Annotated in this window: 9 protein-coding genes and 1 rRNA gene; 3 read left to right on the top strand and 7 right to left on the bottom strand. The window is 41.7% G+C overall.

The window, feature by feature from the left end; genetic code table 11:
- Positions 1 to 7: 7 nt before the first annotated feature.
- The 6 genes from LU276_RS02055 to LU276_RS02030 form a co-directional block, all read right to left on the bottom strand.
- Positions 8 to 1,539: ribosomal RNA gene (locus tag LU276_RS02055) — 16S ribosomal RNA — on the bottom strand.
- A gap of 625 nt (positions 1,540 to 2,164) precedes the next feature.
- Complete coding sequence (locus tag LU276_RS02050; protein WP_284674028.1) at positions 2,165 to 3,175, bottom strand: threonine aldolase family protein; 1,011 nt, start codon at positions 3,173 to 3,175, stop codon at positions 2,165 to 2,167.
- 69 nt (positions 3,176 to 3,244) lie between these two features.
- Entirely contained in the window at positions 3,245 to 4,066 is an 822-nt protein-coding gene (locus tag LU276_RS02045) for a metal ABC transporter permease (RefSeq protein WP_284674027.1), read from the bottom strand.
- A 50-nt stretch (positions 4,067 to 4,116) separates the two neighbouring features.
- Positions 4,117 to 4,992, bottom strand: a complete 876-nt coding sequence (locus tag LU276_RS02040) for a metal ABC transporter permease (RefSeq protein WP_284674026.1) — start codon at positions 4,990 to 4,992, stop codon at positions 4,117 to 4,119.
- Complete coding sequence (locus LU276_RS02035; protein WP_284674025.1) at positions 4,985 to 6,010, bottom strand: metal ABC transporter ATP-binding protein; 1,026 nt, start codon at positions 6,008 to 6,010, stop codon at positions 4,985 to 4,987. The genes LU276_RS02040 and LU276_RS02035 overlap by 8 nt, the downstream gene beginning before the upstream one ends.
- Positions 6,011 to 6,408: 398 nt before the next feature.
- Positions 6,409 to 7,356 carry a metal ABC transporter substrate-binding protein gene (locus tag LU276_RS02030; RefSeq protein WP_284674024.1) on the bottom strand — a complete coding sequence of 316 codons (948 nt, stop codon included), beginning with the start codon at positions 7,354 to 7,356 and terminating at the stop codon, positions 6,409 to 6,411.
- A 284-nt stretch (positions 7,357 to 7,640) separates the two neighbouring features.
- On the opposite strand from LU276_RS02030, the gene thrS reads away from it, so the two are divergent.
- From thrS to infC, 3 genes are all read left to right on the top strand, one after another.
- Positions 7,641 to 9,575 (top strand): threonine--tRNA ligase, encoded by a 1,935-nt coding sequence (gene thrS, locus LU276_RS02025; RefSeq protein ID WP_284674023.1) that lies wholly within the window; start codon positions 7,641 to 7,643, stop codon positions 9,573 to 9,575.
- A gap of 206 nt (positions 9,576 to 9,781) precedes the next feature.
- Positions 9,782 to 11,095, top strand: a complete 1,314-nt coding sequence (locus LU276_RS02020) for an ATP-binding cassette domain-containing protein (protein WP_284674022.1) — start codon at positions 9,782 to 9,784, stop codon at positions 11,093 to 11,095.
- Positions 11,096 to 11,132: 37 nt separating this feature from the next.
- Positions 11,133 to 11,687 carry a translation initiation factor IF-3 gene (gene infC / locus LU276_RS02015; protein WP_284674021.1) on the top strand — a complete coding sequence of 185 codons (555 nt, stop codon included), beginning with the start codon at positions 11,133 to 11,135 and terminating at the stop codon, positions 11,685 to 11,687.
- A gap of 81 nt (positions 11,688 to 11,768) precedes the next feature.
- Here infC and rimI read toward each other — a convergent pair whose 3' ends face one another.
- Positions 11,769 to 12,257: a ribosomal protein S18-alanine N-acetyltransferase gene (gene rimI, locus LU276_RS02010; protein ID WP_284674020.1), complete on the bottom strand. Its 489-nt coding sequence runs from the start codon at positions 12,255 to 12,257 to the stop codon at positions 11,769 to 11,771.
- Positions 12,258 to 12,319: the final 62 nt, after the last annotated feature.

Raw genomic sequence — 12,319 nt, 5'->3', positions numbered from 1 at the left:
ATATCGTTAAGGAGGTGATCCAGCCGCAGGTTCCCCTACGGCTACCTTGTTACGACTTCACCCCAGTCATCGACCCCACCGTGGTGATCGCCCTCTTGCGTTAGGCTAACCACTTCTGGTGAGATCAACTCCCATGGTGTGACGGGCGGTGTGTACAAGGCCCGGGAACGTATTCACCGCAGCATTCTGATCTGCGATTACTAGCGATTCCGACTTCATGGAGTCGAGTTGCAGACTCCAATCCGGACTACGATTGGCTTTTTGAGATTAGCATCACATCGCTGTGTAGCAACCCTTTGTACCAACCATTGTAGCACGTGTGTAGCCCTGGTCGTAAGGGCCATGATGACTTGACGTCGTCCCCGCCTTCCTCCAGTTTGTCACTGGCAGTATCCTTAGAGTTCCCGACTTAAATCGCTGGTAACTAAGGAAAAGGGTTGCGCTCGTTGCGGGACTTAACCCAACATCTCACGACACGAGCTGACGACAGCCATGCAGCACCTGTATCAGAGTTCCCGAAGGCACTAAGCTATCTCTAGCGAATTCTCTGTATGTCAAGACCAGGTAAGGTTCTTCGCGTTGCATCGAATTAAACCACATGCTCCACCGCTTGTGCGGGCCCCCGTCAATTCATTTGAGTTTTAACCTTGCGGCCGTACTCCCCAGGCGGTCTACTTATTGCGTTAACTGCGTCACTAAGTCTTCAAGAGACCCAACGACTGGTAGACATCGTTTACGGCGTGGACTACCAGGGTATCTAATCCTGTTTGCTACCCACGCTTTCGAACCTCAGTGTCAGTATGATGCCAGGAAGCTGCCTTCGCCATCGGTATTCCTCCAGATCTCTACGCATTTCACCGCTACACCTGGAATTCTACTTCCCTCTCACCTACTCTAGCCACCCAGTATCAGATGCAGTTCCCAAGTTAAGCCCGGGGATTTCACATCTGACTTAAGCAGCCACCTACGCTCGCTTTACGCCCAGTAATTCCGATTAACGCTTGCACCCTCTGTATTACCGCGGCTGCTGGCACAGAGTTAGCCGGTGCTTATTCTGTGGGTAACGTCAGGGCTAGCTGGTATTAGCAACTAGCTTTTCCTCCCCACTTAAAGTGCTTTACAACCAAAAGGCCTTCTTCACACACGCGGCATGGCTGGATCAGGCTTTCGCCCATTGTCCAATATTCCCCACTGCTGCCTCCCGTAGGAGTCTGGGCCGTGTCTCAGTCCCAGTGTGGCTGATCATCCTCTCAGACCAGCTACAGATCGTCGCCTTGGTAGGCCTTTACCCCACCAACTAGCTAATCCGACTTAGGCTCATCTAATAGCGAGAGCTAAAAGCCCCCTTTCTCTCGTAAGACGTATGCGGTATTAGCGTAAGTTTCCCTACGTTATCCCCCACTACTAGGCAGATTCCTAAGCATTACTCACCCGTTCGCCACTAATCTTCTCTAGCAAGCTAGAGCGTCATCGTTCGACTTGCATGTGTTAAGCCTGCCGCCAGCGTTCAATCTGAGCCATGATCAAACTCTTCAGTTTAATCTTTCTAAGTAACCCATTAAGTGGGTCAATCTTGGCTCATTTATTACTAGCAAATTTGCTCATCGTGTAAATGAATTAACTTTGAGTATTTTTGCTTGATAAATGATAATTTTTGTATTATCTTGTATTAGCAAAAATCCACACAAGTTGTTCTTTAGTTTGGATTTTAAATAGTGTCATTCGTTGTCGTCCAGCGAATGAGTGCGTATTATACGCTGTTTTTATTTGGTGTCAAGCTTTTTTTAAAAATTTTAAAGTTTTTTTTAATGACAATTTTCAGATTAAAAAGGCTTGATTTGGCTTGCTTTTATATTTGGTTTCAAACTTGTTGTTTGTTGATGTTTTGCAACCAACCATCGTTCGAATGAGTGCGTATTATACAGGGAAATCATCTAAGGTCAATAGGTATTTTTGAAAAAAGTTAATTAATTTTTTAGGTTGTTGATTTTGTTGGGGTTTTTTGTTGAAAAATCAGTATTCTTTTAACAAACCATTGATTCATCACGATGAACTGTTATCAAGTACTTCAATTTAAGAAGGAATTTTAAGCCACTTTGCTTAAGATTCCTTCTGATTTTTTGATGTTAGCTCTATATAATGCCATTAATATAATACTATAAAACTAATTTTGCCTGATTAAATTGACCAAATCTACAACATCTTCTTTTGTGGTATCAAAGCTACACATCAGACGCACTACTCCTTGAGTATCCCAATCATAAAAGGCATATTTTTGGCGTGCGTATTTAACAGCCTTTTCTGAGAGTTTGACAAATACGCCGTTTGATTGCACTTGGTAAATTGGATTGATATCAAGCTCCTTTAATTTATCCGCTAATAAAGTCGCCATATCATTAGCATGCTTAGCATTATGCAGATACAAATCATTGCTTAACAGCTCAATAAACTGAGCTGAGATAAAACGCATTTTAGATGCGGTCTGTAGCCTTACTTTTCTAAGAAATTTTAGCGACTGTGCTAACGATTCGTCAAAGGTGATAAGACACTCGCCCATCATCAGTCCGTTTTTTGTGCCACCAAACGATACCATATCCACACCTGCTTCAAAAATCATCTCTTGAAAACCAACGCCCAAGTAAGCTGCTGCGTTTGACAACCTTGCTCCATCAACAAAAACTCTCATCTGATGCTCATGAGCCACCTGACAAATTGCACGAATTTCATCAACCGTATAACAAGTACCAAATTCGGTTGTCTGACTGATGTACACCACACTCGGCTGAGCTCTGTGCTCACTGCCGATATTATACATCTGCGTCCTTATCAACTCTGGGGTAAGTTTACCATCACTTGTTGGGATTGCTAAAAGCTTCAATCCACCCACAACCTGCGGAGCAGTACTTTCATCTTGATGAATGTGTGCTGACTCAGCACAAATAACCGCACCCCAACGCAGGTTAAGGGATTGCAGCCCTACTACATTTGCCCCTGTCCCATTAAATACTGGTAGAGCATGAGCTTTATCGCCAAAATGCTGGCGGACAATCTGCTGTAAAGAATCGGTATATTCATCATAACCATACGCCGGCACATGTCCGATATTGGCAGCAGCCAGTGCTTGCATGACATTTGGGTGCACCCCTGAATAATTGTCCGATGCAAAATTTCTCATGAAAGTTCCTTATACTTCTGTTTCGTGTACTAATTTTCTTAAGAAGCAGTTGATTGGGGCAAGTTACTGTTAGATACGCTTTTGTTTTAACTTAGCATATATTACCGCTAATATAAATACCAGTGCCTGCAATAATACAATGGTAGCCCCTGTCGCTGAATCTAAGTGAAAACTAATGATGACACCAAAAAAACTTGTCAAACAAGAGCTTGCCACAGCCACAGCCAACATGGTATAAAAGCGTCTGCACAGCACAAAGGCGGTAACCCCTGGTGAAATAAGCATTGCCACCACCAAAATAACGCCCACCGCCTGCATGGCAACCACAATGGTGGCGGATAATAAGATAAGCAATCCATAGTGCAAGAACTTAGGCGATAATCCCGCCACTTTTGCATGATGTGGGTCAAATGAATACAGTAGTAAATCTTTGCTTTTTAATAGCACCACAAACAGCACTGCCCCACAGATGGCAAGGGTCTGCATAAGAACAGCCTTATCAATACCCAAAAGATTGCCGAACAAAATATGTTTTAAATGCTGGTCGGTGTCAATTCTGGTAAACATCACAAGACCTAATGCAAACATCCCTGCAAAAACAATCCCCATGAGCGTATCTTCCTTTATGCGAGTATTATTCTTTAAGAACCCCACTAAAGTCGCACAAAGCAATCCCGCCATAAACGCTCCGAGTAATATCGGCAATTCTAACCAAGCAGCCACAACCACACCTGGAAATACAGCATGGCTGATGGCATCCCCCATAAGACTCCACCCTTTTAATACCACAAAGCAGGATAAAATGGCACACACCGCCCCCACTGCCACAGCTGAGATGAGTGCGTGCTGCATAAAAGTATGGGTAAGCGGACTGGTTAATAAATCTAGCATTGGCATGGTGTCATCAGGCTATACAATAAAATTGGTTAATTAGATAAACTTTAGGCGTGTATCGCACTTTGTTGGGCTTTTTTTCTTTTTAGTCGCTCAGTAATGATACCAAACTTTGGCGAAAACAAAAAAGCCAAAATGAACGCCAAAGTCTGCAAACACACAATAATCCCACCTGTCGCCCCATCAAGATAATAACTCAAATACACACCCACGCCACCTGTCATCACCCCCAAAAACCCTGCAATCAACAGCATGGATGCAAAACGGTCGGTCAGTTGATAAGCGGTTGCTCCTGGTGTAATCACCATCGCAATGACCAAAATCGCCCCCACTGTCTGCAAGGCCGAAACCACACAAGCTGACAATAAAATAAAAAATAGCACCTGATAAACTTTTGGGGATAACCCCACCGACCTAGCATGAATCTCATCAAAAAAGACCACAAGCAAATCTTTCCAAAAAATGAGTAAAAAAATAAGTGCCATGCCCATGACAATGCCAACTTGTATCATATCCCCATCAGAAATACCCAAAATATTGCCAAAGATAATCTCTTGGACATTAACTGGCGTGGGGCTGATAGAGATGATGAACAGTCCTAAAGCAAAAAAAGCAGTAAATATAAAACCAATGACCGCATCTTCTTTAAGCTGAGTTAAAGACTTTACCCATAAAATTGATAAAGCCGCCAAAATTCCCGAAAAAAACGCTCCCACCGCAAAAGGCAACCCCAATGCGTACGCAATCGCCACACCAGGTACAACCGCATGAGACAAAGCATCACCAATAAGCGACCAGCCTTTGAGCATAAGATAAGCAGATAGCAATGCACACACCCCACCAACCAATGATGACAACGCCATTGCCTTAAGCATGTATTCATAAGCAAAAGGCTCAGTCAGTAAGGAGAATAATTCAATCACGATTCCCTCCTTGAGCCACTGATGACATGGTTGTGTTCGCCTTAGGGTCAAATAGTTGCACGCCGTCGTTTTTGGGTTTTTTGGGCAGGTTCATATTTACCTGACCAATACGGCTCGCCTGACTTGCTTGACTCATCTCACTGGCGGTGCAGTGGACACTCTCTGGCGTGCCTTGCTGAATACCATAAAACACCGCTGGGACTTCATCATCTGCCAAAATCGTTACTGAGCGATTATCGTCATCATCATGCAAATCCTTGCCAGATAAACGAATTTGCCTTAATACGCCACCAAAAACCTTTTCTAGATTTTCTTGGGTAAAAGTGTCTTTGGTTACCCCTTCTGCCACAATGGAACGATTTATCATCACCACCTGATCACAAAACTCTGGAATCGTCCCTAAATTATGCGTTGAGATTAAAATCAGATGCCCTTCAGCTCGCAAATCATCTAGCAATGCCATGATTGCTTTTTCGGTTTTGACATCCACGCCTGTAAATGGTTCATCTAATAGGATAACCCGACTTTCTTGGGCGAGTGCTCTTGCTAAGAATACTCGTTTTTTTTGACCGCCAGACAACTCACTGATTTGGCGGTGTTTTAGATGGCTAATGTCCACTCTTACCATAGCGTCCGCCACTTTTTGCTTATCAATGCTTTTGGGCAATCGCAAAAAATTCATGTAGCCATAACGACCCATCATCACCACATCATAAACTGACACAGGAAACTGCCAGTCCACCTCCTCACTTTGAGGGACATAAGCGACCAAATTTCGTTTTAGGGCTTGGTGAATTGGCATACCGCAGAGCAAAATCTGCCCTGTCTGAGGTTTAATCAATCCCATAATGGATTTAAACAATGTGGACTTACCAGAACCATTAACGCCGACCAAAGCACAAGTCGTACCACCTATTAGGGTGAAGTTAACATCATCAAGAGCGTGATGCCCATTGGTATAACGGACATTTAACGCCTTAACATCAATACTGGCAACCAAACGAGAAATTTTTTCCATAAATCATTAAAAAACAGTTAATTTAACAAATATGACAACAGGCATAACGGCGATTGTCATGTTTGTTAAATCAAAAAAGAATAATGACGATATTCTTTTATTTAAAAAAGCATCAAAAGACTGCAACTGGCAACTTTTCAAATATAAAAAACCCTAACAGAAATAAGGTTTTTATATTTTAAACCACCAGTTTGACTTTTTAAAATTTATTTAAAATAAGATTATTGATTGAAAAAATCAATCAAAACACACTTAATCATCTAATAGCTCAATAAATTAACAATGCTGTAGACCATCGGGCATTTTCCAATCCAATCATGATTATTGTACCGATAAATATCCAAAATTACAAAAAATTTGGCAAGACTACTATCCTGCCAAATTTTAGAATTATTTTGCTATTTTTTTGCCTTATCAAAACCCTGCACAATGGTAGAAGTTGTTACATCTAATAGGTCAAGGTATGTTGGCACTTTACCACCCTGCTCGGACAGACTGTCAACATACAGCACGCCACCATAAGAAACACCTGTCTCTTTAGCGACTTGCTTGATAGGTTTGTCACTGATGGTGCTTTCACTAAACACCACAGGAATCTTGTGAGTTTTGATGGTTTCAATGAGCGTTCTGACCTGCTTAGGAGTGCCTTGCTGTTCAGCATTAATATCCCACAGATACGCCTCATTAAGCCCATAATCTTTTGCAAGATAGCTAAACGCCCCCTCGCTTGTTACTAGCCAACGCTGAGCTTTTGGAATGCTTGCAAATTTGGCACGCAACGGTTCATCTAATGCTTTGATTTTTTGGCGATAAACTTCGGCATTTTTAATATAAATATCTTTATTTTTTGGGTCATGAGCAATCAGAGCATTTTTGATGTTTTCTACATAAATCAGTGCATTGGTTGGCGACATCCAAGCGTGCGGATTTGGCAAATCCTTATAAGAACCAGCCTTAATCATCAAGGGCGTGATGCCTTCGGTAACAACCACCTCGGGCGTATCTTTGGCATCTTGGTAAAATTTATCAAACCAGCGTTCTAAATTCATGCCATTATGCAAGATTAAATCCGCCTCCTTAACCTTAGCAATGTCCTTTGGGGTCGGTTCATAATCATGAATCTCCGCCCCTGCTTTGGTGATGGATTCAACATCTGCCACATCTCCTGCCACATTTTGGGCAATGTCAGCAATGATGGTAAAAGTCGTTACAACCATCATTTTATCCTTTTGAACAGACAAGGTATCCTTGCTTTGTTCAGCAGGCTTATCAGCACCGCAAGCGGTTAATAGTAGTACCGAGCCAATGAATGCAGGGAGCATTTTTTTTAGGCTGTTATTTATCATATATCCTCTTTTTTTAAGTTGTTTGAATTTGTTGCACTCTTAATGATAACATTGTATATGATAATAATAACTGTTTTTATTTAATTAGTCAAGTGATTGCATATCATGATGACATCAGCAGTATATCAAAATCCCTTGTTTTTATTATTCAAAAATTTGTTATAATAGCTCTTTTTATCTAGCAAACCAGATAAATCTTTTTGTTTTTTTAAAATCCACTGGTAGCGGTCAAATATTTGATGGTAGCAAATATCACTGCCAACGCCAATTTTAGGAGTACTTTTATGGTCGCAATCACCCTTCCCAATGGCGATGTCAAGCACTTTGACGGTGCAACAACCGTCATGGACATCGCTCAATCCATCGGTGCAGGTCTTGCCAAAGCCACCGTTGCAGGCAAAGTAAATGGCAAACTTGTGGACACATGCGATCCCATCACCGAAGATGCGACCGTACAAATCGTTACGCCAAAAGACGCTGAGGGCGTAGAAATCATCCGCCACTCGTGTGCTCACCTTTTAGGACACGCTGTTAAGCAACTGTTTCCAGAAGTTAAAATGGTCATAGGACCTGTGATTGAAGATGGCTTTTATTATGACATCTATAGCGATAAGCCCTTCACCCAAGAGGATATGGGAGTGATTGAAACTCGCATGCATGAGCTTATCAATCAAGATTATGATGTCATCAAAAAAATGACCCCAAGAGATGAGGTCATTGAAGTATTCAAGGCTCGTGGCGAAGAATATAAACTTCGCTTAATTGATGATATGCCAGATGAGACGGCGATGGGACTGTATTACCATCAAGAATACATTGATATGTGTCGTGGACCACATGTTCCTAATACTCGCTTTTTAAAGGCATTCAAACTGACCAAAATGAGCGGTGCGTATTGGCGAGGCGACGCTAAAAACGAGCAGTTGCAACGCATCTACGGCACGGCATGGGCGGACAAAAAAGAACTTGCCGCTTACATCAAACGCATAGAAGAAGCCGAAAAACGAGACCATCGCAAAATCGGCAAAGCACTTGATTTATTTCATTTGCAAGAAGAAGCACCAGGCATGGTGTTTTGGCATCCCAATGGCTGGACGGTATGGCAAGTGCTTGAGCAATATATGCGTAAAGTACAAAAAGACAACGGCTATCTGGAAATCAAAACGCCACAAGTCGTGGACAGAAGTCTGTGGGAAAAATCTGGACATTGGGAAAATTATGGCGAAATGATGTTCACCACATCAAGTGAAAAACGAGATTACGCTGTCAAACCAATGAACTGCCCTTGTCATGTGCAAGTATTTAATCAAGGATTAAAGTCCTATCGTGATCTGCCCCTACGCCTTGCCGAATTTGGCTCGTGCCACCGTAACGAACCATCAGGATCACTACATGGCATCATGCGTGCACGTGGTTTTGTGCAAGATGACGCCCATATTTTCTGCTCGCATGAACAAATCCGAGACGAAGCCCAAGCCTTCATTAAACTCACTCTTGCCGTCTATAAAGATTTTGGCTTTGATGAAGTACAAATGAAACTCTCCACTCGCCCAGAAAAACGAGTTGGGGCGGATGCACTGTGGGACGATGCTGAAAAAGCCCTAGCAGATGCTCTTGATACTGCAGGACTTGCATGGGAGCTACAAGAGGGTGAAGGAGCGTTTTATGGACCTAAGATTGAATTTAGCCTAAAAGACTGCTTGGGTCGTGTGTGGCAATGTGGCACACTCCAACTAGACTTTAACCTACCTGATCGACTAGGGGCAGAATACATCAGCGAAACAGGCGAGCGAGTCCGTCCTGTGATGCTTCACCGTGCGATTTTAGGTTCATTTGAACGCTTTATTGGCATTTTGATTGAGCATTATGCAGGCTGGTTCCCAGCGTGGCTTGCCCCTCAACAAATCGTAGTAATGAATATCACAGATAAACAAGCCGATGCTGTGGCAGACACTGTTAAAACCTTAAACGACAAAGGTTACCGTACCATTGGTGATCTACGCAACGAAAAAATCGGCTTTAAAATCCGTGAACGCACCCTTGAACGCACTCCGTTTATGCTAGTTCTAGGCGATAAAGAAGTAGAAAGTGGCACGGTCAATGTCCGCACTCGTGAAGGCGAGAATCTAGGTAGTATGTCGCTTGATGACTTTATCAAAGTGTTGGATACAGCGATTGAGAAAAAAGGTAGAATTGAGCCGAAGGCAGATAGCGAATAATTTGGCTTAATTAAAAAATCCATCCAAAGGCAATTCTGGGTGGATTTTTTAAATTAACACTTGATTTGAGTGTTCACAAATACTCCAAATCTCAATCAAATCCTTACAGATTTAAAAAATAGCTTTATTTTTAAATCATGCTTTTTTATTAACCAGTCACATACGGTGAGTAGATATATCAGTAAGTGGCTTTATTATTCTTTGTTATGAAAATCATCACCCCATCATTATACATCTCGCTTGCGTTTTTGGTCGTACAACAAGTGATTGTCGGCTTATCCACCTATTTCATTGCCAAGCTTGCCATAGACATCGCTCAACATCAAGACTTTTTGATCAATTTGATTGGCTTCGTTGTGTCATTGATCGTTGTGTATGTTCCTGCTTATTTGGCAAGTGTTTATTTGGAAAAGTCAAAATTTGAGTTGTTAGATGATTATGTGCAAAGATTTGTTAAAATCTTTTGTGGCAAAACTTTTTTGTTAAGCGACAAACAATTAAAAGCCCAAAGTACGGTCTTTGTCAGCCAAGAGGGTAAATCTGTGATTGATGACACGCTTGATTTCGTCTTTGATGGTGTGGCATTGATTTTAAACTTATCAATCAATGTGTTGATTTTGGGATTTTTTCTCGATCGTTACCTACTGATGGCTTATGTCTGTGGGTTTTTGCTTGTGGAGATGTTTATTTTTTATCATCAAAAGAACATATCAAGACTGTCCACCATGTCTCAAAAATCCAGAATCTCTTTCATCGCCACCTTAAATAGAATCTGGGACCATGTCGTCATTTTTAATCGATATAACATGGGCATTTTTACTAAAATTTACCGACATCATTTTGAACGCTCAAAAAAACTTCAAGTCGCCAACCAATCGTTCAATCATCTGATTTCAAGTCTTGGCATGATATTGTTCATGTTGCCTGTACTGGGTTTTATTTCGTATCTGTTCATTCAAAATCATGAAGATTATGTATTTTTGGCGTTGTTGGTGGCGACACTACCAAGACAAATCCAGCTTCTGCAAATGGGGCAAGCACTTGTTTTTCATCAGACCAATTTTTCTAGCATCAAAGCCAAATTGACTGGCTTGAAGCATTCTTTAAATGCACCTGATGTCGATGTATTAAGCAGGATTGATTTTCAGCGGATGGTTATCAACGACATTCCACTAAGCGAGTTTGATCTGAGTGATTTGCCAACAACTGGCAGAATGACGATTAGGGGGTGTAATGGTGCTGGCAAAAGCAGTCTGTTGCTACACTTAAAGACACGGTTGTCAGGCAGGGCTTTTTATCTGCCTGTCAGTCATGATTTGTTTTTTCGTCAAAATGATCAAAAATCAACCGGTCAAAAATTATTTTCACAGCTGATTGAGATTGAAAATCACAAAAACGATGTCGGTGTCATCATTCTTGATGAATGGGACGCCAACCTAGACAAAGAAAATAAAGCCACCCTTGATGAATTGATTGATGAAATCGCAACAAGTACATTGGTAGTGGAAGTCCGACATTAGGACAAAACTCTTGCAATTTTATTATTGCTTAAGTATAATGGGGTGGTTTTTTATTTTTGGAGTAACCATCATTAAACCGTCAAACCGTTTAAATATCAATGAAGATATTCGTGCCAAAGAAGTTCGCTTAGTCAAAGAAGATGGCGAGCAATTGGGTGTGGTAGATTTAAAAACTGCTTTAAAAGCCGCCAGCGACGAAGGACTGGATTTGGTTGAAATCGTCCCTGATGCCAAGCCACCCGTTGCTAAAATTATGGATTATAAACGCTATTTGTACGACCAAAAACAAAAAGCAAAAGAAGCCAAAAAGAACCAAAAGCAAACCCAAGTTAAAGAAATCAAGCTTAGACCAGGCACCGAAGAAGCAGACTATCAGGTTAAGCTACGCAAGATTGTGGAATTTTTGGAAGATAAAGACAAAGTCAAGGTTTCTATCCGTTTTCGTGGTCGTGAGATGGCTCACCAAGAAATTGGTAAGGCTCAGCTAGAACGCATCATCAAAGACACCGAAGAAGTAGCAACTGTGGAACAAGCCCCTAAAGTTGAAGGTCGTCAAATGGGCATGCTATTAGGTCCTGCCAAAAAGAAATAACCGACCATGCTTTAGCAAAAGAGCATAGATAGCAAGAATATTTACTCTTGCTATTTTTATGCCATTTTTTCATATTGATGGTTATTGATACTCGGCTGATGACAACTCCTTTTGCATGATTAAAGCATCAACCACTCCCCATTCATCTTTATAATAGCCCACTCTAACATCTATCTGATGAAAACCCTGCCTTGTATATAAGCGTATTGCAGAGGTGTTATCAGCTTTCACCTCCAGCAGTATTCTTTCCGCCCCCTTATCCTTGCACAACACATCAAACTCATCAAGAAGCATCTTGCCCATGCCTTGTTTTTGAAAACCAATATCTGTCGCAATGCGTAAGACCTCCGCCACCTCAAAGACAATCTGATAAATCAAATAACCCACCACTTCATCTTCATCATTCAATGCGATCAAAAGCCCAACCCCAAACTGCGACAGCATTGAACAGACCGACAAACTGTCCCAAGCATCAAAAAACAGCTCACGCTCAATGCGAGCTATTTGACTGACATAACCACCCTGCTCAGCACGGCGTGCGTCATCAATTTGAAATACTGTAGCCATCATATTTAACTAAAAATTTCCCTTAAAAGTGTGATATGATAAACGAAAATCTATTTTATTTTTAG

It is taken from the genome of Moraxella haemolytica (assembly GCF_030177935.1).
In the GTDB taxonomy this organism is placed as follows: domain Bacteria; phylum Pseudomonadota; class Gammaproteobacteria; order Pseudomonadales; family Moraxellaceae; genus Moraxella; species Moraxella haemolytica.
The sequence above is the reverse complement of the archived record's forward strand: the minus strand, read 5'-3'. Positions and strand labels throughout refer to the sequence as shown.

What these genes read in the sequence shown, in the direction of transcription:
- LU276_RS02050 (WP_284674028.1), bottom strand. Translation starts at nt 3,175, where the DNA reads ATGAGAAATTTTGCATCGGACAATTATTCAGGGGTGCACCCAAATGTC.
- LU276_RS02045 (WP_284674027.1), bottom strand. Translation starts at nt 4,066, where the DNA reads ATGCTAGATTTATTAACCAGTCCGCTTACCCATACTTTTATGCAGCAC.
- LU276_RS02035 (WP_284674025.1), bottom strand. Translation starts at nt 6,010, where the DNA reads ATGGAAAAAATTTCTCGTTTGGTTGCCAGTATTGATGTTAAGGCGTTA.
- LU276_RS02030 (WP_284674024.1), bottom strand. Translation starts at nt 7,356, where the DNA reads ATGATAAATAACAGCCTAAAAAAAATGCTCCCTGCATTCATTGGCTCG.
- thrS (WP_284674023.1), top strand. Translation starts at nt 7,641, where the DNA reads ATGGTCGCAATCACCCTTCCCAATGGCGATGTCAAGCACTTTGACGGT.
- LU276_RS02020 (WP_284674022.1), top strand. Translation starts at nt 9,782, where the DNA reads ATGAAAATCATCACCCCATCATTATACATCTCGCTTGCGTTTTTGGTC.
- infC (WP_284674021.1), top strand. Translation starts at nt 11,133, where the DNA reads ATGGGGTGGTTTTTTATTTTTGGAGTAACCATCATTAAACCGTCAAAC.
- rimI (WP_284674020.1), bottom strand. Translation starts at nt 12,257, where the DNA reads ATGATGGCTACAGTATTTCAAATTGATGACGCACGCCGTGCTGAGCAG.